This is a genomic window from Azorhizobium oxalatiphilum, from assembly GCF_014635325.1.
GTDB lineage: Bacteria > Pseudomonadota > Alphaproteobacteria > Rhizobiales > Xanthobacteraceae > Azorhizobium > Azorhizobium oxalatiphilum.
Genome location: NZ_BMCT01000004.1, coordinates 156,932 through 177,675, shown reverse-complemented (window position 1 = coordinate 177,675; position 20,744 = coordinate 156,932). Strand labels below are relative to the sequence as shown.

General features: G+C 66.2%; 17 protein-coding genes. 9 read left to right on the top strand and 8 right to left on the bottom strand.

Features of this window, described 5'->3' with window-relative positions; genetic code table 11:
- On the bottom strand, positions 1-813 hold the full coding sequence (locus IEW24_RS15240; protein WP_188580101.1) for a GntR family transcriptional regulator: 813 nt from the start codon (positions 811-813) through the stop codon (positions 1-3).
- Between the two features lie 166 nt (positions 814-979).
- Between IEW24_RS15240 and IEW24_RS15235 the strand changes: the two genes are divergently transcribed.
- The 4 genes from IEW24_RS15235 to IEW24_RS15220 are packed head-to-tail and all read left to right on the top strand — an operon-like array spanning position 980 to position 5,177.
- Positions 980-1,885 (top strand): ABC transporter ATP-binding protein, encoded by a 906-nt coding sequence (locus IEW24_RS15235; RefSeq protein ID WP_244644438.1) that lies wholly within the window; start codon positions 980-982, stop codon positions 1,883-1,885.
- A 1-nt stretch (position 1,886) separates the two neighbouring features.
- Complete coding sequence (locus IEW24_RS15230; protein WP_188580099.1) at positions 1,887-2,663, top strand: ABC transporter permease; 777 nt, start codon at positions 1,887-1,889, stop codon at positions 2,661-2,663.
- Positions 2,664-2,692: 29 nt separating this feature from the next.
- The gene (locus tag IEW24_RS15225) at positions 2,693-3,730 is read left to right on the top strand and encodes an ABC transporter substrate-binding protein (protein ID WP_188580097.1); all 1,038 of its coding nucleotides are present in this window, start codon (positions 2,693-2,695) and stop codon (positions 3,728-3,730) included.
- Positions 3,731-3,746: 16 nt separating this feature from the next.
- Positions 3,747-5,177: an amidohydrolase family protein gene (locus IEW24_RS15220; protein WP_188580095.1), complete on the top strand. Its 1,431-nt coding sequence runs from the start codon at positions 3,747-3,749 to the stop codon at positions 5,175-5,177.
- A 6-nt stretch (positions 5,178-5,183) separates the two neighbouring features.
- Here the strand turns inward: IEW24_RS15220 and mog are convergent, their stop codons facing one another.
- Genes mog through IEW24_RS15205 form a run of 3 tightly spaced genes read right to left on the bottom strand, consistent with a single transcriptional unit; the run spans position 5,184 to position 7,289 of the window.
- Positions 5,184-5,702 (bottom strand): molybdopterin adenylyltransferase, encoded by a 519-nt coding sequence (mog, locus tag IEW24_RS15215; RefSeq protein WP_188580094.1) that lies wholly within the window; start codon positions 5,700-5,702, stop codon positions 5,184-5,186.
- A 14-nt stretch (positions 5,703-5,716) separates the two neighbouring features.
- Positions 5,717-6,700: a GTP 3',8-cyclase MoaA gene (gene moaA, locus IEW24_RS15210; protein WP_210324231.1), complete on the bottom strand. Its 984-nt coding sequence runs from the start codon at positions 6,698-6,700 to the stop codon at positions 5,717-5,719.
- Positions 6,701-6,731: 31 nt separating this feature from the next.
- Positions 6,732-7,289, bottom strand: coding sequence for a DUF2478 domain-containing protein (locus tag IEW24_RS15205; RefSeq protein WP_188580090.1), 558 nt, complete (start codon positions 7,287-7,289; stop codon positions 6,732-6,734).
- A gap of 394 nt (positions 7,290-7,683) precedes the next feature.
- Between IEW24_RS15205 and IEW24_RS15200 the strand changes: the two genes are divergently transcribed.
- Genes IEW24_RS15200 through torA form a run of 3 tightly spaced genes read left to right on the top strand, consistent with a single transcriptional unit; the run spans position 7,684 to position 12,528 of the window.
- Positions 7,684-9,306: a c-type cytochrome gene (locus IEW24_RS15200; RefSeq protein ID WP_244644437.1), complete on the top strand. Its 1,623-nt coding sequence runs from the start codon at positions 7,684-7,686 to the stop codon at positions 9,304-9,306.
- Positions 9,306-10,004, top strand: a complete 699-nt coding sequence (locus IEW24_RS15195) for a TorD/DmsD family molecular chaperone (RefSeq protein WP_188580087.1) — start codon at positions 9,306-9,308, stop codon at positions 10,002-10,004. Before IEW24_RS15200 ends, IEW24_RS15195 begins: the two co-directional genes overlap by 1 nt.
- Complete coding sequence (gene torA / locus IEW24_RS15190; RefSeq protein ID WP_210324225.1) at positions 9,991-12,528, top strand: trimethylamine-N-oxide reductase TorA; 2,538 nt, start codon at positions 9,991-9,993, stop codon at positions 12,526-12,528. The genes IEW24_RS15195 and torA overlap by 14 nt, the downstream gene beginning before the upstream one ends.
- A gap of 106 nt (positions 12,529-12,634) precedes the next feature.
- Here torA and cls read toward each other — a convergent pair whose 3' ends face one another.
- Positions 12,635-14,080 (bottom strand): cardiolipin synthase, encoded by a 1,446-nt coding sequence (gene cls / locus IEW24_RS15185; RefSeq protein ID WP_188580085.1) that lies wholly within the window; start codon positions 14,078-14,080, stop codon positions 12,635-12,637.
- Between the two features lie 214 nt (positions 14,081-14,294).
- Between cls and IEW24_RS15180 the strand changes: the two genes are divergently transcribed.
- Complete coding sequence (locus IEW24_RS15180; protein WP_188580083.1) at positions 14,295-15,116, top strand: aldo/keto reductase; 822 nt, start codon at positions 14,295-14,297, stop codon at positions 15,114-15,116.
- 17 nt (positions 15,117-15,133) lie between these two features.
- Here the strand turns inward: IEW24_RS15180 and IEW24_RS15175 are convergent, their stop codons facing one another.
- On the bottom strand, positions 15,134-15,748 hold the full coding sequence (locus IEW24_RS15175) for a pyridoxamine 5'-phosphate oxidase family protein (protein ID WP_188580081.1): 615 nt from the start codon (positions 15,746-15,748) through the stop codon (positions 15,134-15,136).
- A 139-nt stretch (positions 15,749-15,887) separates the two neighbouring features.
- Here IEW24_RS15175 and IEW24_RS15170 point away from each other — a divergent pair, with 139 nt between their 5' ends.
- Positions 15,888-16,832, top strand: coding sequence for a LysR family transcriptional regulator (locus tag IEW24_RS15170; protein ID WP_188580079.1), 945 nt, complete (start codon positions 15,888-15,890; stop codon positions 16,830-16,832).
- Positions 16,833-16,878: 46 nt separating this feature from the next.
- Here the strand turns inward: IEW24_RS15170 and yghU are convergent, their stop codons facing one another.
- Together yghU and IEW24_RS15160 are read right to left on the bottom strand one after the other, a co-directional pair.
- Positions 16,879-17,781, bottom strand: coding sequence for a glutathione-dependent disulfide-bond oxidoreductase (gene yghU / locus IEW24_RS15165; RefSeq protein WP_188580077.1), 903 nt, complete (start codon positions 17,779-17,781; stop codon positions 16,879-16,881).
- A 167-nt stretch (positions 17,782-17,948) separates the two neighbouring features.
- Positions 17,949-20,078, bottom strand: coding sequence for a TonB-dependent siderophore receptor (locus IEW24_RS15160; protein ID WP_244644436.1), 2,130 nt, complete (start codon positions 20,076-20,078; stop codon positions 17,949-17,951).
- Positions 20,079-20,744: the final 666 nt, after the last annotated feature.

Here is a 20,744-nt window from a genome sequence, read left to right as displayed (position 1 = left end):
TCAGCCTGCCGCCCCCTGCCGGCGGCGGGGCGCGGCCTTCGGCGGTAGGTTCTTGCCGGCAACAGCCCTGGCAGCATCAGTCTTGGCAGCATCAGCCTTTGCAGGCACAGGCGCCGCATAGGGCGCGAGGATGTCCATAATGTCCCGCCCGCGCGGCTTGCCCTCTTCCACCAGCGCGCGCGTGGCCACCTGATCCAGATGGTGGTGCATCAGCCCCACCGCCTTGTCCACGTCGCCCACCTCCAGCGCATCCACCAGCGCCCGGTGCTCGTTGATGGCGCATTCGGAGGAATGCGGGCGGCTGAACTGGGAGAGGATGAGGCAGCAGCGATAGGAAATCTCGCTCACATAGCGGATCAGGATCGGGCTCTGCGTCATGGTGGCGAGCAGGATGTGAAACTCCGTCGCCAGGCGGATGGAGACGGGATCGCTCTCGCCCCGCGCGGCATCCTCCGCATCGGTGTGCGCCCGCAGCGCGGTGAGCTGCGCCTTGGTCAGCCGGCCCGCCAGCTGGCGCACCACGAGGCGCTCCAGCTCGATGCGGATGTCGAACGTATCGCGCGCTTCCTGCCAGCTCGGCGTGGCGACGACGGCGATGCGGTTGCGCCGCAGCTCCACCAGTCCTTCGGCCGCCAACTGGCCCAGCGCATGGCGCGCAATTGTGCGACTGGCGCCAAAACGTTCACCAAGTGCATCCTCCGGCAGCTTGGTGCCGGGCTCCAGCGCCTGCTCGATGATGGCGCGCCGAAGCGCATGGCAGATCACCGCCACCTTGTCGGGCGCGCCGCGCCCCTTTTCCTTCGCAAGCGCCATGTGTGCCTCTGTTCCGCACCCAAACTCTTAGCCCTGCCGGCATCGCCTTCGCAACAAAGGCCGCTTCCCGGCGGCGCGGTTTTTGCGCCGCTTGGCTTAAAGCTGCCCATGCGGCACGCTGAAGCGATGGGGCTGCCGCGGCCGTCGCGATAGAATGCACTTTGGCATGTCGATTGCATGCACTTTCTGCATGAGCGAGAGCCAGACCCCTTCCCTTTCCGTCGCGCCGGGCACATCCGCCCCGGAGGCCGGCACGCACCGCACGCCGGCCATCGAGCTGTCGCAGGCCACCGTCACCTTCGGTCGCGGCAAACAGGCGACGCCCGCCCTCTCCTCCACCACGCTGCGGGTGCAGGATGGCGAGTTCGTCGCTCTCGTCGGCCCCTCCGGCTGCGGCAAGTCCACCATCCTGCGGCTGGTGAGCGGCCTGCTGCGGCCGACCACGGGCGCGGTGATCGTCGGCGGACGCGAGGTGGCGGCGCGGGCGCTGCGCGTGGGCATGGCGTTCCAGAACCCCACCATGCTGCCGTGGATGACCATCGAGCAGAACATCATGCTGCCGCTCAAGATCGTGCAGCCCTACAAGGCCAGCTACCGCCGCGAGCGCAAGGGTGCCTTCCGCGACAAGGCGCACGCCCTTCTCGCGCAGGTGGGGCTCAAGGGGTTCGCGGGCAAATATCCCTGGCAGCTCTCCGGCGGCATGCTCCAGCGCGCCAATCTGTGCCGGGCACTGATCCACGAGCCGCGCATGCTGCTGCTGGACGAACCCTTCGGCGCGCTCGACCAGTTCACCCGCGAGGAGCTGTGGGGCATCCTGCAGGATCTCTGGCTCGCCCACCGGCCCACCGTGCTCTTGGTGACGCACGATCTGCGCGAGGCGGGCTTCCTGGCCAGCCGCATTTGCGTGATGAGCGCCCGCCCCGGCCGCATCCTCGACGACAGCCCGGTGGATTTTGCGCGCCCGCGCACGGTGCCCATGACGTTCGAGCCCGACTTCGTGGCGCTGAACCAGCGCCTGCGTGAATTCATCGTCAGCGCCCGCGCCGGCGCGGCGCCGGTGGAGGCCCACTGACATGCTCGACCTTCGCATCAAGCAGCGTATCGTCGCCGCGCTTCTGATCGTGCTGTTCTTCGCGGGCTGGGAGGTGTTCTGCATCGCCTCCGGCATGTCGGACCTGATCCTGCCGCGCCCCAGCGAGATCATGGTCACGCTCTGGCAGCGCTTCCCCATCCTGTGGCCGCACATCCTGCAGACGCTGGGCAGCACCATGCTCGGCTTTGGCCTCGGCGTGGTGCTGGGCGTGTTCCTCGGCTGCATCATCGGCGCCTCGCGCACCGCCTATGACACCGTCTATCCGCTGCTGATCGGCTTCTCATCCATCCCCAAGGTGGCGATCGTGCCGATCCTGGTGCTGTGGTTCGGCTCCGGCACGGTGCCGGCGGTGCTCACCTCGCTCTCCATCTGCTTCTTCCCCATCGCGGTGAACATCGCCACCGGCCTTGCCACCACCGAGCCGGAGATGGAGGACGTGCTGAAGGCGCTGGGCGCCTCCAAGCTGGAGATCCTCTGGAACGTGGGCCTGCCGCGCACCATGCCCTTCTTCTTCGCCTCGCTGAAGGTGGCCATCACCTACGCCTTCGTGGGCACCGTGCTGGCGGAGACCGTGGCCTCCAACCGGGGCATCGGCAACGTGATGATGAGCGCCGCCTCGAGCTTCAACGTGCCGCTGCTGTTCGCGGGCCTGTTCATTCTCGCCGGCCTCGGCGTGATCCTCTACGCGATCTTCTCCCTCATCGAGGGCCGCGTGACCGGCTGGGCCAACCGCAAGAACGATTTCGCCGCCGCCTGATCGATTATTCAATGAAAGAGGGGACCAGAATGCTGAAGAAACTGACCGCCACCATCCTCGCCGGCCTTGCCGTGACGAGCGTCTTCGCGGCACCCGCGCTGGCGCAGGAGACCACCATCAAGTTTACGCTGGGCTGGAAGACGCAGGGCTCGGACGCCGCCTTCTTCGTCGCCCGCGACAAGGGCTATTACAAGGCCGAGGGCCTCAACGTGGTGATCGATCAGGGCGAAGGCTCCGGCGCCACCGTCACCCGCATCATGGGCGGCGCCTATGACGCCGGCTTCGGCGACGTGAACGCCATCATCCAGAACGCCGCCGCCAAGCCCGGCGAAGCGCCGGTGATGGTCTATATGATCTGGAACAAGCCGCCGTTTGCCATCTCCAGCAAGAAGAGCGTCGGCATCACCAAGCCGCAGGATCTGGAAGGCAAGACGCTGGGCGGCGCGCAGGGCACCCCCACCACCCGCCTCATCGAGGTGTTCGCCCGCAAGAACAATGTGGACATGAGCAAGGTGAAGCTCACCAACATGGCGCCCAACCTTCAGGAGCCCATGCTCATCAAGGGCGACATCGACGGCGCGCTCGTCTTCAACATCACCAGCTACTTCAACCTGCTGCTGAACCGGCAGGATCCGGAGAAGGACTATAACTGGCTGATGTTCGGCGATTATGGCCTCGACCTCTATTCCAACGGCCTCATGGTCTCGCAGAAGCTGCTGAAGGAGAATCCGAAGGCGGTGGAAGGCCTCGTGCGTGCCACCAACAAGGCCATGATGGAGACCGCCAAGGACCAGAACATGGCCATGAAGAGCGTGATGGCCTTCGACAACCTCGTGAACGAGGCGGTGGAGAAGAAGCGCCTCCAGTATTCCTTCACCCACCTCATGGTCTCGCCCGAGCTGGCGGAAATCGGCGTCGGCGATACCAAGGATGACCGCATGGCCCGCGCCATCGGCATCATCGTGGAAGGCTACGGCCTCACCCGCACGCCGAAGCCGGAAGAAATCTTCTCGCGCCAGTTCCTGCCGGCCAAGTCCGAGCGCGCGCTGGTCTACACCGCCAACTGAGCCGAGGCATACGCACATGACCGGGACGGCGTTCGCAGAAAGCCTGTTTACCGGCGAAACCCTCGCCGCGAACGTCGCCCTCACCCATCAGGATGGCGTCATCGATGCCATCCTGCCCGCCCCGACACTGCCGGAGGGCCGGCGCTTCATCATTCCGGCGCTGGTGAATGCGCACGACCACGCCCGGCCGAGCATGACCTCCTTCGGCGCCTCCGGCATGCCGCTGGAGACGTGGATCCTGCGCTCCGCGCTCGGCACCCCGCCCGATCCCTATCTCGCCGCCGCCGTCTCGCTGGCCCGCTCCGCGCGCGCCGGCTGCGGCGCGGTGATGGTGCATTACACCCGGCCCAGCGGCACCCTGCCCCTCGTGGACGAAGCGCGCGCCATCGCCCGCGCCGCCTCCGACGTGGGCGTGCGCCTCGCCTTCGCGCACGCCGTGCGCGACCAGAACCCGCTGGTCTATGGCGACAGCGCGCCTGTCCTCACCGATCTTTCCGCCCCCGCCCGCGCGGCAGTGGAGGAGATGTTCATCCGCGCGCCCACGCCGCCAAGCGCCTATGTGGAGCTGGTGGAGGAGATCGCGGACGCCATCGGCGGCCCCATGGTGGATGTGCAGTATGGCCCGGCCGGCGTGCAATGGTGCTCGACGCCACTGCTGGAGGCGATTGCCGAGCGCTCCGCCGCCACCGGACGGCGTGTCCACATGCATCTGCTGGAGACGCCCTATCAGCGCGCGTGGGCGGACCAGACCTTTCCGCAGGGCATCGTCCGGCATCTGAAGGACATCGGCCTGCTCTCCGAGCGGCTGACACTGGCCCACTGCGTCCACGCCCGGCCCGATGAGCTGGCGCTGATCGCGGAGGCCGGCGCCACCATCGTCACCAATTTCAGCTCCAATCTGCACCTGCACTCCGGCCTCGGCCCGGTGGCGAAGGCCCACAAGGCCGGCTGCGCCATAACGGTGGGCGTGGACGGCAATGCGCTTGATGATGACGACGACGCTCTGCGCGAGCTGCGCCTTGTGCAGATGACGCACGGCGGCACGGGTTTCGAGCGCACGTGGGGCCGCGCCGAATTCCTTGAACTCGCCTTGCGCAACGGCCGTCGCGCCACGGGCGCGCCCGGCCCCGGCCATCTCGTGCCCGGCGCCCCGGCGGATTTCGCTGTGCTCGACCTCGATGTGCTGGACCGGGACGCCTTCATGGCCCTCGATCCCATCGACCTGCTGTTCGCGCGCGGCAATACGTCATGCGTGCGCGACGTGGTGGTGGCGGGGCGCACCATCGTGCGCGATGGCGTTCCCACCGGCATCGATTTGCCGGCCATGGAGCGCGAGCTGCGCGGCCTGTTCCGCAACAACCTGCCGCGTTTTCAGGCACTCAAGGCCGCATGGCCGGAGCTGGAGCGCGCCGTAGGCGGCTGGTTCCGGCACGCCTGCTGCGGCTAGAGCACGTCAGCCCGGCCGAAAACTCTTCAGCACGGCGGGATCGGTTTCCAGACGGCCGGCGCCGATGAGATCGAGGCAATAGGGCACGGCCGGAAACACCGCCTCTACGCACAGGTCGATGGCCGCCGGGCGGCCCGGCAGATTGATGATCAGCGTCCTGCCCCGGATGCCTGCCGTCTGGCGGGAGAGGATGGCGGTGGGCGTCTGCTCAAGGCTCACGCGGCGCATCAGCTCGCCGAAGCCGGCCAGCTCCTTCTCCATCACGTCACGCATGGCCTCGGGCGTCTCGTCGCGCGGCGAAGGGCCGGTGCCGCCCGTGGTGAGGATGAGATCCACCGGATCATCATCGCACAGCGCCCGCAGCACCTGCGCCACGCTGTCTCGCCCATCGGGCACGATCCGGCGCACCGCCTCGAAGGGCGTCACGACAAAGCGGCGCAGGCAGGCTTCGATGGCCGGCCCGCTGATGTCCTCATATTCGCCCCGCGAGGCCCGATCGGAAATGGTGACGATGGCGATACGCATTCTGCCTCCCAAATTCAGCCACCCAGAGCGGACATGGGACGCTTCAGCGCGCCGCCGCCATCCATGCCAAAGCCATGGCCGCGCGGCTTGCCCATCACCGCCCGGCTGATCAGTTGCTCGACCTGCCGGTCGTCCTCCGGATTCGCCCGCAGCACGTCCCGCAGGGATACCGGCTCTTCATGGCCCATGCAGGTGTATAATTGCCCCGTGCTGCCCACCCGCAGGCGATCGCAGCCGGCGCAGAAATCGCAGGACAAGGGCGTGATGAAACCGAGCCGTCCGCCGGTTTCCGCCACCCGCACATAGCGCGCCGGCCCCGAGGTGCGGTCCAGCACCGGTACCAGCGTCCAGCGCTCCGCGAGGCTGTTTCGCAGTTCCTGCAGCGACAGGAAGCTCCCCGGACCGTTCCGGCCGGTGTCGCCGAACGGCATTTCCTCGATCAGCGTCAGATCCATGCCGCGACCGTGGGCGAAGGCGATCAGGCTGTCCACCTCCGTCTCGATCTGGCCCTTCACCGCCACCGCGTTCAGCTTCACGTGAAGGCCGGCCGCCTGCGCCGCATCGATGCCCTCCATCACCCGCTCCAGCCGCCCCCAGCGGGTGATGGCGGCATAGCGGCAGGCATCCAGCGTATCGAGCGACACATTCACGCGCCTGACGCCGGCTGACACCAGATCGCCCGCGAAACGCTTGAGCTGCGAGCCGTTGGTGGTGAGCGTCAGCTCATCCAGACTGCCGTCGGCGAGGTGCGGCGAAAGATCAGCGACGAGCCGCATCACATCCTTGCGGACCAGCGGCTCCCCGCCGGTGAGGCGGATCTTGCGGATGCCGCGCCGGATGAAGATGGCGGCAAGCCGATACAGCTCTTCCAGCGACAGCAGCTCGCGGCGCGGCGCGAAGGTCGCGTGCTCGGCCATGCAATAGAGGCAGCGCATGTCGCAGCGGTCCGTCACCGACAGCCGCAGATAGCGGATCTGCCGGCAGAAGCCGTCCACCAGCACCGGCGCGGCGTCCGCGCCCGCCGGGATGTCAGGTTTGAGATGCAGCACGCACGCCTCCTCTGGGCGCCATAACCCGGTCGCACCACCCCAGAACAGCCTCCGGATGCGCCGGGATGACCTGCGCCATCCCGTCCGTGAACGCATCCCAGGCGCCCAGATGCTCCTGCTTGAGCACGGTCAGCATGGGAATGCCCGCCGCGCATCCGCGCGCCAGCACGTCCCGCATGCCCTGCCCCTCGGCTTCGCTCTTGCCGAACCTGTTCAGGATGACGAGATCCGGCCCCCGGTCGAGCGCCTCCATGGCGTGCGCCGCCACATCGGCAAGCCCGTGCGGATCGAGACGACAGGCCTGCGATCCCGAGCCCAGTGACTGGGTGATCAGCCAGCGCAATCCGCTGAATATCTCCTCCACCGCAATGGAGTCGCAGCAGGCATCGTCGTCGGACGCATGCCGATGCACATAGGCTGCGACGTCGTGGCCACGCGCATGCAGGTGGCGGGCGACCCCTTCGAGAAGGGCATCGCAATCCACCTCCGCCGTGCAGATCACCGCGCCCAGACCAAAATCACCGTCTGCATCACCCATCTCATGCCCCCCGTTGCCGGCGGCAGTGCATCAAGCAAAGCCCAAGCCCACCACGCGACACATCCGCACATGCGCAATCCTACCAAGGACAAATCAACTCACGCGCGCCGGTTGCGAAGTCAACTCGATTTCTACCGGAAAACACATTCAACTTACATTGATTCAACGCAATGCATGCCATGTAAACAAATCTAGTTTTACATCAGAAAACAGCGATCAAACGCGAGCCGAGAAGCGATATTTGAAACAATAACGACTGGATAGATCAGGTTTTGTTTCGAAGCATCGCACATACCGACGGTTGAGCGCGCAGATCTACAGGATCGCAACCGAGGCACGATTAAGTGGCCGGAAAGGACCAGACATGCTCGGACAACAGAGATCCAGGAAGGCCTTGCTGGCAAAGGGGGTCGCGGCAGCCGCGATCCTCGGTGCCGCCGGCTTCCTCGTCCTCACCTCCCCCTGGACCTGGTCGCTGACCCACCCGACGCGCGACGTGGCCGACCAGGGCCCGGCGGACCTGAAGAACGGCCGCGACGTGTTTGTGGCGAGCGATTGCTCAACATGCCACGCCACACCGGGCCAGCACGATCCGCTCAAGCTCGGCGGCGGGCGGGTGCTGGATACCGAATTCGGCAAGTTCAGCATGCCCAACATCTCGTCCGATCCGAAGGACGGCATCGGCAGCTGGACGCTGGCGCAGTTCACCCGCGCCGTGCGCGAGGGCGTCGGCCCCGGCGGCATCCTGCCCGATGGGCAGAACCTCTATCCCGCCTTTCCCTATACCTCCTACCAGCGGTTGAGCGCCAACGATGTGCGCGACATGTTCGCCTACATCAAGACGCTGCCGGCGATCGCCGGCAAGGCGGTCGACCACGAGCTGAAGTTCCCCTATACCCTGCGCCGGGGCATCGGCGTGTGGCGCCTCGCCTTCCTCGACGGCCAGCCCGCCAGCGGCGGCACCGCACCCGTCGCCCTGCCGAAGGACGGCGCCATCGATCCGCAGACGCAGGCGGCGCTGGTGGAACGTGGCCGCTACCTTGTGGAAGGCGCCGGCCACTGCGCCGAATGCCATTCCCCCCGCAACTTCATGGGCGTGATCGCGGACGCCAGGCGCTATGGCGGCGGTGCGACGCCGGACGGCAAGGCCTTCTTCCCCAACATCAGCCAGCATGACACCGGCATCGGCTTCTGGGCCGAGGCCTCCATCGTCAGCTACCTCAAGCTCGGCCTCAGCCCACTGGGCAAGACGGCGGGCGGCGACATGGCCGAGGTCATCCTCAACACCAAGCAGCTGCCCGACAATGACCTGCGCGCCATGGCGGCCTATCTGAAGACCGTGCCGGGCGTGAACAGCCCCGCGCCGGGCCAGCCGGCGCCGAACTACACCACCAAGGTGGTCATGGTTCCGGTGCAGAAGAACGATGTGCCCCTGCCCACCTCCCCGGCGACCGACATCGCCAAGGCGCAGGTGCTCTATGCCAGCATGACCAAGCCGCTCTATCCGGATGCCGCCGCCATCGGCGATGCGGCCAGGAGCAACGGCAAGCTGCTCGGCGCCGCCAGGATCACCGTCGAGGAACGGCAGGGCAAGCAGCTGAAGGTCCGCCTCGAAGGCTGGCAGCCGGAGGGCGTCACCTCGGTCATCTATGCCGCCAGCGGCAAGCGGATCATGGCCGCGGTGCTGGATGACGATGCGGCCGCCAAGGTGGAGCGCAGCCCGTTCGAGACCGATCGCGACACCGGCGCACGCTGGGCCAAGGTGAAGACCAGCCTCTGGATCGACGATGCCGCCCTCAATGTCAGCGAGGACAATCTCTGGCACTTCTCGTCCAACCTGCTGTCGGCCTCCTGCGCCACCTGTCACTCGCTGAACACGCCGGAGCACTTCACGGCCAACCAGTGGATCGGCACCCTTGGTGCGATGCGCCGCTACACCTCGCTCAACAATGACGAGTACCGGCTGCTCCTCGCCTATGTCCAGAACCACGCCAAGGACATGAAGGGAGGCCACTGATGCCGAAGATCGCGCATCCTGACCTCACGGGCGGCCCCGCCGCCCGTGACCCGAGCGAGGAGGCGCAGGCCATGGCGCTCATCGCCAACTGGTTCTCCGGCCTGCTGCTGGCGCCCCTGGATGCCGCCGGCATCGAGCGGCACCGGCGGCTGCAGGCCCGCGCCTTCGTCCACACGCTCGGCGTGGAACTGGACTGCGGCTCGGCGGCCGCCGCCCTTACCGAGGCCCTCGGCAGCGGAACGCCGGAACAGGCGGAAGCCCGCATCGCACATCAATATGTGCTGCTGTTCGAGGGTGTCTCCGGCCCGAAGTCGATCTCGCTCTATGAGAGCAGCTATTGCGGCGAGGGTCCCGGCCTGTTCAACGCGCCGTTCGTAGCCATGCAGGAGACCCTGCGCGCGCTCGACATCCGCGTGGACGGCCCCTGCCGCGAACCGCCGGACCATCTGGCGGTGGAACTGGCGGCGCTGGCCAGGGCGCTGTTGCTCGACCGTCCGGATGAGGCCGCCGGCCTGCTCGGGCGTCTGCGCGGCTGGGCGCCTTCGGTGGCCACAGCCGTGGCCCGCAGCCCGCACGGCGGCGTCTATGCCCCCCTCTTCGTGCTGCTCGATGCGTTCCTCGTCAGCGCATCCCAGCCGTGCCCGATCCCCGGCCCGGCTCCCCTTTCCCATCAGGAGGCTCCCCATGTCCATGGGTAACAACCGGCCCTTCCCGTCTCAGCTGAGCCGCCGGTCATTCATCAAGAGCGCCGCGGCCCTGGCCGCCCTCGGCGCCGGTGGCGGCTCGCTCTTCGCCAATGGCGCGCTGGCGCAGACGCCGGACCGCCTGCCGCTCTCGGCCTCGCACTGGGGCGTGTTCCGCGCCCAGGTGAAGAACGGCCGCTTCGAGAAGGTGCTGCCGTGGGAGCATGATCCCCATCCCAGCGTGATGCTGGAGGGCATGCGCGATTCCATCTACTCGCCCACCCGCATCAAGTATCCCATGGTGCGCCGGGCGTGGCTGGAACAGGGGCCGGGCGCCGATCCGGATGGACGCGGCACGGGTGATTTCGTGCGTGTCAGCTGGGACAAGGCGCTGGATCTGGTCGCCGCCGAGATGACGCGGGTGCGCAAGACCCACGGCAACAGCGCCGTCTATGGCGGCTCCTACGGCTGGAAGAGCGTGGGCAAGGTGCACAGCTGCCGCGTGCTGCTGTGGCGCATGCTGAAGCTCACCGGCGGCTTCGTCTCCTCTGTCGGCAACTACTCCAACGCCGCCGCCTCGGTGATCCTGCCGCACGTCATCGGCTCGGCCGGCGTGGTGGACCAGTGCACCACCTACGAGATGCTGGCCAAGCACACCAAGGTGCTGGTGATGTGGGGCTGCAACCCCGCCAACACCTCCAACATCGCCTGGATGGTGCCCGACCATGGATACATGGACGGGCTGGATGTGGTGAAGAAGGCCGGCGTCAAGCTGATCTGCATTGATCCGGTGCGCACAGAAACCTGCCAGTTTCTCGACGGCGAATGGATCGCCCCGAAGCCGCAGACCGATGTGGCCATGATGCTCGGCATCGCGCATGTGCTCTATTCCGAGAAGCTGCATGACGAGGCATTTCTGAAGAAGTACGCCACCGGCTTCGAGGACTTCCGCAAGTATCTCGTCGGCGAGACCGACGGCGTGGCGAAGACGCCTGAGTGGGCGGCCGACATCTGCGGCATCCCGGCGGACAAGCTGCGCGAGCTGGCCCGCACCTTCGCCGGCAACCGCACCATGCTGTCCATGGGCTGGTCCACCCAGCGCCAGCACCACGGCGAGCAGCCGCCGTGGATGCTGGTGACGCTGGCCGCCATGCTCGGCCAGATCGGCCTGCCCGGCGGCGGCTTCGCCTTCTCCTATCACTACAATGCGGGCGTGCCGACGCACGACAGCCCGAGCGTGCCCGGCATGTCGGACGGACGCGGCCGCGCGCTGGCCGACTTGCCTCCCGGCTGCACGCCCGGCAACACCACCTCCTACTGCATGGGCGATACGGGCGTCTCCATCCCGGTGTCGCGCGTGGTGGAAATGCTGCTCAACCCCGGCATGACCATCGACTTCAACGGCAGCAAGGTCACATATCCGGACATCAAGATGGCCTTCTGGGCGGGCGGCAACCCGTTCGCCCACCATCAGGACCGCAACGAGATGCTGCGGGCCTGGCGGAAGATCGACACCTTCGTGGTCAACGACTTCCAGTGGACGGCCACCGCCCGCCACGCGGACATCGTACTGCCCGTGACCACGTCCTACGAGCGCAACGACATCGAGCAGGTGGGTGACTTCGCGCTCAGCCACATCGTGCCCATGCGCAAGATCGTCGAGCCGCTCTATGAGGCACGGTCCGACTATGACGTCTATGCCGGCATCTGCGACCGCCTCGGGCTGAAGGAGCAATATACCGAGGGCCTCACCGAGATCGACTGGATCCGGAACTTCTACGAGAAGGCCCGCATGACAGCCCGCGCCAAGGGCATGGAAATGCCGGTGTTCGACGCATTCTGGAACAGCGAGGATGCGCTCGAATTCCCGGTGAAGCAGGCGCAGAAGGATTTTGTCGGCTACGCCGCCTTCCGCAACGATCCGCTGCTCAGTGCGCTGGGTACGCCCTCGGGCAAGATCGAGATCTTCTCGAAGGCCATCGCCAAGATGAAGTATGACGATTGCCCGCCCCATCCCACCTGGATGGAGCCCATCGAGCGGCTCGATGGCCCCACCACCAAGTATCCGCTGCACGTCGCTTCCAACCACCCCATCTATCGCCTGCACTCGCAGCTCTGCGGCACGGTGCTGCGCGAGAAGTATGCGGTGGCCGGACGCGAGCCCTGCTGGATCAACCCGGTGGATGCGGCCCGGCGCGGCCTGAAGGACGGCGATGTCGCCCGCGCCTTCAACGATCGCGGCCAGATCCTTGTCGGGATCAAGGTGTCGGAAGACATCCGCCCCGGCGTGATCCGCATCGACGAGGGCGGCTGGTACGACCCGGAGAACCCGCGCGAGGAAGGCACCCTGTGCCGCTATGGCGACGTCAACAACCTGACCAGCAGCGTCGCCACCTCCCGGCTCGCGCAGGCCACGTCGGCACAGACGGGCAGCTGCGAACTGGAGAAGTATCAGGGCACACCGCCCAAGGTGGCGGTGTTCGATGAGCCCGAGCAGCAGGCCCGCGCCGCCGGCATGCCCGCCGGCAGGGCCGGTTGACGGACCCGGTGCGGCGCCTCCTCACGGGCGCCGCACCGGGCGAAAAGGGAAACCTGCGAAGGGGCCACGGCATCAGCCGGCGGCCCCTTTCATTTGCCGCGTGCAGCTACAGCACCGGCCCGAGCATGGCGATGAGGTTGTTCCAGAGCTGCCGCGCAGGGCTGTAGCCCTCGACCCTGGCGCGCGAGACCACCGCCGAGGCATCGAGAAACACCTGCTGGCGGGCGCGGACGGTGGCGGTGAACGCCGTGTCATAGAGAAGAATGTTGTTCTCGGCGTTCAGTTCAAAGCTGCGCCGGTCGATATTGGCGGAGCCGATCAGCGTGACATCGCCATCGAGCGTCAGCGTCTTGGCGTGCAGCAGGCCACCGGCATATTCGCGGATCTCGACGCCCGCCTCCAGCAGGTCGCGATAATAGCTGCGACTTGCCGCCGCCACGATCCAGGAATCGTTCCGGGCCGGAAACACGATGGTGGTGGCCACGCCCCGCCGGGCACTGGCACACAGAGCCGCCTGCAACGGCTCGTCCGGCACATAATAGGGGGTGGTGATGACGAGCTCCCGCCGGGCCGCATTCATCAGCGCGCAGAACATCTCCGGCATGGCCGAATAGCGCACGCCCGCGCCGGTGCCGATCACCTGCGCCACGAAACCCGGTTCCGCCGCGGGCAGAGGTGCGCGCAGCAGGGGGCCAAGATCCTCATTCACCTGCGCCATCCAGTTGCTGGCGAACAGATGCTGGTTCTGCCGCACCACCGGCCCTTCGAACCGCGCCATCACATCCACCCAGGGCGCATATTTCGCCTTCACGGCGAAGGCCGCATCGGCACAATTCTGGCTGCCGCAATAGGTGAGCGCATTGTCGATCACCACTATCTTGCGGTGGTTGCGCATGTCCACTCGCCCGAAGAGCAGATGCAGCAGCGGATTACCCACGGGCAGCGCGGCGGCAAGCTGCACCCCGGCCGCCTCCATCTCGCGCCAGTGGGCCGAGCGGATCATCGCCCGCGAGCCGAGATCATCGGCCATGGCGCGGCAGGTGACGCCGCGCGCGGCGGCACGCTTCAGGGCCTCCACCACCTTCAGGCCGCTCCCGTCGGCGAGCCAGATGTAGAACAGCACATGCACGCTGTGGCGGGCGGCATCGATGTCCGCCACCATGGCTGCGATGGCCGAGGCGGAATCCGGCAGCAAGGCCGCGCGGTTGCCGGCGACGGGCAGATAATGGCTGACCGAGTGCCCCACCCGGAACAGCGGGACATAGCGCTCGGGAACGCCCGCCTCCATGGCCGGGCCCGCCACCTCGCCGGCGGGCGGCAGCGCCGCGAAGGCCGCCTGCAGCCGGGCAAGGCGCCGGCGGCCCAGATTGCTGTCGCCGAACAGCACATAGGCCAGCACGCCCACCACGGGCGCGAGGGCGATCACCAGAATCCAGGCAAGGCGGGAGGACGGCTCGCGGTGCGGGCGCAGCAGCGCGCGGACCATGAAGATGATCTGCACGGCCACATGCGCCGCGAAAAGCACCCAGGCGAGGACAGCAGAATCATGCATGGCGGTGCGATGATGGGCGATGCCCGCACACAAGGGAACCCGGGCCTTTGGCGTAACGCCCCGCCGCATGATGTGCCCGGCCGACAGCAGCGGAGAGTCACCGAAAACTGAAGCCCCGCAGGCTTGTCTCCTGCCGCGATGCGCCCCACCTGTCCCGTACGGTCGGGCACGGCCCGAGGCGCGTGCCCCCGAAGAGATCGTACGAGGAAGACTGATGCAGACCCTGAAACTTCGCGACGGTGCCGACATGCCCCAGTTCGGCCTTGGCGTCTGGAAGACACCCAACGACATCGCCGCACAGGTCGTCGCCCATGCCCTGAAATCCGGTTATCGCCATGTGGACACCGCTGCGGTCTATGGCAACGAGCAGGGCGTCGGCGAGGGCCTGAAGGCATCCGGCGTGGCGCGAGGCGATGTGTTCGTGACCACGAAGCTCTGGAATGCGGATCAGGGCTTCGACAGCACCCTGCGCGCGTTCAACGAGAGCCTGAAGCGGCTCGGCACGGATTATGTGGACCTCTATCTCATCCACTGGCCGGCGCCGAAGAACGACCGGTTCGTGGACACCTGGCGGGCGCTTCTCCAGCTGAAGGCGGAAGGCCGCGCCAAATCCATCGGCGTCTCCAACTTCGAGCCGGAGCATCTGGAGCGCCTCGCCTCCGAAACCGGCGAGCTTCCGGTGGTGAACCAGATCGAGCTGCATCCCACCTTCCAGCAGCGGGCGCTGCGCGCCTTCCACGCCAGCCACGGCATCGCGACGGAATCCTGGAGCCCGCTGGGCCAGGGCCAGCTCCTGACCGACCCCGCCATCGCGGCAATCGCCAAGGCCCACGGCCGCTCCCCGGCGCAGGTCATCATCCGCTGGCATCTCCAGTCCGGGCTCATCGTGATTCCGAAGTCGGTCACGCCGGCCCGCATCGACGAGAATGCCAAGGTGTTCGATTTCGTGCTGTCGGCGGACCAGATGGCGGTGCTCGACGGACTCGACCGCAAGGACGGCCGCATCGGCCCCAACCCGCTGACCGCCGACTTCTGATCCGCGCCTTCGGCGCCCTATCCAGCCGAAGCCCGGAGTTCCCGGACTTCGGCTTCCAGCTCGGCGAGGCGCTGGCGCAGTGGCGCGACAGCCTCCGCCACCTGCGCCTCGGTGAAGCGCGGCGTGATGTGCTGCGGACAGTTCCAGTCGAACGCGTCCAGCCGCAGGCGGTAGATGCGCTCCACCTTGCCGCGATAACCCGGCGTCTCAAGCTGCTCGGTGAGCGCCGGATCAGCCTCGGGCGTGAGTATCTCCGCATGGGCGTAGATCTTGAGCCGCGCGCGATGGACATAATCCATCAGGAACAGGCTCACCCGCCCGTCCGCCATCACGTTGCCGGTGCTGATGTACTGGCGGTTGCCCCGGTAATCGGGAAACGCCAGCGTACGCTCGTCCACCACCTTCAGGAAACCGCGCGGGCCACCGCGATGCTGTACATAGGGCCAGCCGGTTTCCGAAACCGAGGCCATGTAGAAGCTGTCGCGGTCCGCAATGAACGCCGCCTCGTTCTCGGTGAAGCGATCGAACGCGCGATTGCCCTGGAAATCGCTCCAGACATGGTCCACGCCCATCTGCTCCTGCACCGCACGGACACTGGGCGTCACGGCAATATCGAGAAAGCCATAGGACATGATGCACCCCTCTCTGGCGGGGCCGGCAACCGGGCGTCATGCCCCGGCCCCTTCCCCTGACTGCAAAGATGGCCCCCTTCACGGATTGGGATAATCCTGTATTTTCGAGATCCATTCTTCCGGAAATTGGAACGGCGCCATGGACCGCCTCGAAGCCATGTCATTGCTGGTGGCCGTGACCGAGGCGGGCAGCCTGTCGGCCGCCGGCCGCGCGCTCAAGGTGCCCCTGCCCACGCTGAGCCGGAAGATATCAGAGCTTGAAGCCCTACTGGGCACGCAACTGCTGATCCGCACCACCCGCAAGCTTACCCTGACCGATGCGGGCGCCGTCTATGTGGCTGCCGCGCGCCGGATCCTCGATCAGGTGGAGGAGGCCGAGCGCGAGGCGGCCGGAGAATTCGATGCCCCGAAGGGCGAACTGGTGCTCACCGCCCCGATCCAGTTCGGCCGCCTCCATGTGCTGCCCGTGGTGGCGGACTTCCTCGACCAGTTTCCAGACATCAACATCCGCCTGCTGCTGTCCGACCGCAATGTGGATCTCGCGGACGCGCATGTGGACATGGCGGTGCGCATCGCTCGCCTGCCGGACAGTGCCATGGTGGCCACGCAGGTGGGCCTGATGCGGATCGTAACCTGCGCCAGCCCCGCCTTTCTGGATCGCCACGGCGTCCCCGCTGCCCCCGGCGCGCTACCGCAACTTCCCTGCGTGACCGTGGACATGCTGCAGCCCGCTTCCAGCTGGTCGTTCCGGACGCCCGGCTCCGGTGTGCGGCAGGACATCGCCATCGCGCCACGGCTGGCCGTCACCACCACCGAGGCCGCTGCGGAAGCGGCCATGCGGAATGTCGGCATCACGCGTCTGCTGCACTATCAGGCGGCCGCCGCCGTGGAGGCCGGAGCGCTGCGACTGCTGCTGGAAGATTTCGAGCCGGAGCCAGTGCCGGTCAGCCTGCTCCATCTGCCGCGCGCGCAGATGCCGCTCAAGATGCGCCGCTTCCTCGATTTCGCCACGCCACGGCTGCGCAAGGCGCTGTCCCGGCTCGTCCAGAGGCCAGACGCTCCCGCCCAACGGCAGAAGCCTTGAAAAGGCGGTGCCGGACTGTTTCCGGCACCGCACGGGCTCTTATGGATCAGGCCAGCTTGTCGGCCGTCTTCGTGTCGAAGTCGGATGCGGCATGCCGTTCCGGCAGCTGTCCGGCCGGGTCGCCCCAGGTCCGGTTCACCATGCGCCCGCGCTTGATGGCGGGGCGGGCGGCGATCTCCGCCGTCCAGCGCTGCACGTTCTTGTAGGACGCGAGATCAAGGAAGGTGGCCGCATCGCCATACACCTCGCCCAACGCCATCACGCCATACCAGGGCCAGGTGGCCATGTCCGCGATGGTGTAGTCCTCGCCCGCCAGATAGCGGTTGTCGGCCAGATGCCTGTCGAGCACGTCGAACAGCCGCTTCACCTCCATGGCATAGCGGTCGATGGCATATTTGATGTGGATCGGCGCATAGGCATAGAAATGACCGAAGCCGCCGCCCAGGAAGGGCGCGGACCCCATCTGCCAGAACAGCCAGTTGAAGGTCTCCGTGCGCGCCTTGATGTCGGTGGGCAGGAAGGCACCGTCGAATTTTTCCGCCAGATAGACCAGGATGGAAGCGGATTCGAACACCCGGACGGGCGCGCCGCCGCCCTTGGGCGACCGGTCCAGAAGGGCGGGAATCTTGGAGTTCGGATTGATATCCACGAACCCCGAGCCGAACTGGTCGCCCTCCCCGATCCGGATCGGCCAGGCGTCATATTCCGCCCCGGCATGGCCAGCCGCCAGCAGTTCCTCCAGCATGATGGAGGCCTTGGCGCCGTTGGGAGTGGCCATCGAATAGAGCTGCAGGGGATGCTGCCCCACCGGCAGTTCCTTCTCCGCAGTCGCGCCGGCTATGGGCCGGTTGATGTTGGCGAACTGCCCGCCATTACCCTTCTCCCATTCCCAGACCTTCGAGGGTTCGTAGCCTGCGGGAAAGCTCTCGGCGGGATTTCTGGGGGCCATGCGGCTGATCCTTATCTCGATGATGCGCGTGGACAGAACTGCCCGGCGGAGAGATAGGGGCCTCGCATGGCCGAGGTAAGGGCAGAGCGCCGGAAATCAGTATTTCAGAATGTGGAAAGGCATGAGCGCGGGCGTGCACGGCCGGAGCCCGTGCACGCCCTGCCCGATCAGAACTTCACCCGTGCCGAGAGCACCGCTTCCATGGGAGCGCCGATGGCGACGCCCAGATTGTTGCCGATGGAGGAGGTGTAATAGGTGGTGTCGAACAGGTTCTTCACGTTCAGCTGGATGGTCATCGGGTTCTTGACGTTGATGGTGTAGGCCATCATGGCATCGAACACGGCGTAGCCGGGCAGATAGAAGCTGTTGGCCGCATCGCCCGCGCGCTTGCCCTGGGCGCTGAAACCGCCGCCGATCTTCAGATTGTCGTCGCCGAGCACCCGGCCGACGTCATAGGTCATGAACATGGAGGCGGTGTAGGGCGAGACATTGACCGGGCTGTTGCCGGCATAGGTCGGATCTTCCACCACCTTCACGTCCTGATAGCCGTAGCTGGCGATGATGTTGATGCGGTCGGTCAGGCGCCCGGCCATGTCGAACTCGAAGCCCTGCGAGCGCACCTTGCCAGCGGTGCGGGCAACGGTGTCACCATTGGACAGCGTCTCGTTATAGAGCACGTTCTTCTTTTCGATGTTGAAGATCGCCGCCGTCGCGGTGAGGCCGTTCATCAGCTCGAACTTGGCACCGGCCTCATAGGAGACGCTCTCCTCCGGCGGCAGGCTGCCGATATTGTCCGCGATGGAGGATTGCGGCACGAAGCCGGTGGCGAAGTTCGCATAGAGCGAGATGTCGGGCGTCAGCTTGTAGACGATGCCGGCGCGCGGATTGACCGACGTGCCGTCGCTGTCCGTATTGGCGTTGAAGGGCCGGCCCTTGCCCGCATACTGGGTGTATTGCTGGAAGCTGACGCCGCCGACGAGGATCCACTGGTCGGTCAGATACAGCGCGTCCTGGATATAGCCGCTGTAGACCGACTGCTGGATGGTCTGGTCGCTGTCGGCGGCGGAGACGCGGGTGCACTTCGCCAGCGTGCCGTACACGGGCCTGTAGATGTTGAATCCGGTGGTGTTCGGGCAGCGGATCATGTCCGTGCGCAGCAGGTCGTAATCGCTGTAGGCGGCGCCGACGAGAAGCTCGTTCTTGAAGCCGGCCACGGTGAATTCACCGGACAGGTCGGCGCGCACATTGTGCTGGGTCTGGTACGAGCCGTTGGTGGAATCGGCGCGGCGGGTCAGGTTGCCGGTGGCCGGGTCGTAGGCCATCACGCGGGCCTGATTGTCCGAATAGCTGTCATGGCTGTAGGCGTAATCGACCTTCAGCTTCCACTTGTCATTGAAGTTATGCGAAGCGTTCACCAGCACCAGATCGGACTGGCCGTTGGTGATGTTGTAGGGCTCGGTGAACTGGATCCGGCGATCCGTCGTCACCGCCTTGCCCGTGGTCGGGTCGAAGATGGTGCCGCGATCGAAGGGCACGGTGTACTCGCGATGGGTATAGGAGACATCGACCGAGGTATTCTCGCCGTGCCAGCCGAGCGAAGGCGCGATGAGGTTCTGCTTCACCTCGCCGTAATTGCGCCAATAGTCATTATCCTGCCACTCGCCGATGAGGCGATAGGCAAGGTTGGTGTTGGCGATGGGGCCGGTGATGTCGAACGTGCCGTAGCCGCCGCCGAAGCTGGTGCCGGACAGCTCGAATGAGGAGCCGAACACATCCTGCGGCTTCTTGGTGATGACGTTGATGATGCCGCCCGGCTCCTGGATGCCGTAGAGCGTGGAGGCCGGCCCCTTGAGCACTTCCACGCGATCGGTGGTGGCATTGAAGCTGCGCGGCAGCACCGTGCGCAGGCCATTGGTCAGCACCGAGCCGTCGCGATTGTCGCCGAAGCCGCGGCGGATGAAGGCGTCCTGCGTGCCCGCCAGCGTGTTGGCCTGGGTGACGTTGGAGACGTTGCGCAGCACCTCGTCGAGGGTGCGGTCCTGCTGGTCGTTGATGACCTCCTGGCTCACCACGTTCACCGCCTGGGGAATGTCCAGGATCAGCATGTTCGTGCGGGTGGCGGAGGAATTGGTGATGGGCTGGTAGCCCGCCGTCGCCATTTCCCCTGCGCCGGTCACGCTCACGGTGTCGAGAGCGATTTCCGGGGAGCCCCAGGCGGTTTCACCGCCCTGCCCGGAGGCCGAAGCCTGCGCGGTGGCCTGCTGGGCATGGCTCATGTCCACGTGCGCCACGCTCACCAACAGAGTCGCCGCGCACAGGCGAACCAGATCCTTCCGAGTGACACACGACAGAGGCGCCATATTCCCAATCCCGATGCAATGATCCCCATGCATCGGCGGCGCGCCATGAACCCGCCCCACCGACGATGCACAGTCAGTTGGCGCCCGATTAGCCAAGCGTGATCGTAGTAGTCCAATTTGGAGCCCGTCCATTCTGGATCCGGGCCGTTTTATACGGGATCATCACCTGCGCTTCTTCCATTGCTGTTTGTGGAGGTTTTCCGCCGCCCCCACTGCTCCGCCAGATGTCCACGGCCACCATCCATGGCCAGGACACCGGCCATTTCAGTCACCCGCAAACGCTTTTCCCGCAAAGGCTGGACGGATGGACGGCGCCCTGTCGCGACGCTGGTGCCCTGCCTAGCAAATCGCAGCAAAAAACCCAAGAACAGCTCCGGACGTCCGCTCCACCATCTTTAGAGCCATTACAGATTACATCGCCACTTCTGCCGATCTCAGCCCGGACTGACGCCGCCGCATACTTAGAATCATCCTAAATTACTCGAATTTGATGCCCATTACCCCATTTTCAATGCCTTCCAAAATTGACTACTACAGCCGCTACGGAGATCACCTGTCGTGTCGGCGGGAGATCCCGCCACGGACGCGCGTGATGTGCCGCAT

Bases quoted from the DNA above. Each gene is read 5' to 3' on its own strand.
- IEW24_RS15170 (WP_188580079.1), top strand. From the start codon at position 15,888: ATGGACCGCCTCGAAGCCATGTCATTGCTGGTGGCCGTGACCGAGGCG.
- cls (WP_188580085.1), bottom strand. From the start codon at position 14,080: ATGCATGATTCTGCTGTCCTCGCCTGGGTGCTTTTCGCGGCGCATGTG.
- IEW24_RS15225 (WP_188580097.1), top strand. From the start codon at position 2,693: ATGCTGAAGAAACTGACCGCCACCATCCTCGCCGGCCTTGCCGTGACG.
- yghU (WP_188580077.1), bottom strand. From the start codon at position 17,781: ATGGCCCCCAGAAATCCCGCCGAGAGCTTTCCCGCAGGCTACGAACCC.
- IEW24_RS15205 (WP_188580090.1), bottom strand. From the start codon at position 7,289: ATGGGTGATGCAGACGGTGATTTTGGTCTGGGCGCGGTGATCTGCACG.
- torA (WP_210324225.1), top strand. From the start codon at position 9,991: ATGTCCATGGGTAACAACCGGCCCTTCCCGTCTCAGCTGAGCCGCCGG.
- IEW24_RS15230 (WP_188580099.1), top strand. From the start codon at position 1,887: ATGCTCGACCTTCGCATCAAGCAGCGTATCGTCGCCGCGCTTCTGATC.
- IEW24_RS15220 (WP_188580095.1), top strand. From the start codon at position 3,747: ATGACCGGGACGGCGTTCGCAGAAAGCCTGTTTACCGGCGAAACCCTC.
- IEW24_RS15235 (WP_244644438.1), top strand. From the start codon at position 980: ATGTCGATTGCATGCACTTTCTGCATGAGCGAGAGCCAGACCCCTTCC.
- IEW24_RS15240 (WP_188580101.1), bottom strand. From the start codon at position 813: ATGGCGCTTGCGAAGGAAAAGGGGCGCGGCGCGCCCGACAAGGTGGCG.
- IEW24_RS15195 (WP_188580087.1), top strand. From the start codon at position 9,306: ATGCCGAAGATCGCGCATCCTGACCTCACGGGCGGCCCCGCCGCCCGT.
- IEW24_RS15180 (WP_188580083.1), top strand. From the start codon at position 14,295: ATGCAGACCCTGAAACTTCGCGACGGTGCCGACATGCCCCAGTTCGGC.
- mog (WP_188580094.1), bottom strand. From the start codon at position 5,702: ATGCGTATCGCCATCGTCACCATTTCCGATCGGGCCTCGCGGGGCGAA.
- IEW24_RS15175 (WP_188580081.1), bottom strand. From the start codon at position 15,748: ATGTCCTATGGCTTTCTCGATATTGCCGTGACGCCCAGTGTCCGTGCG.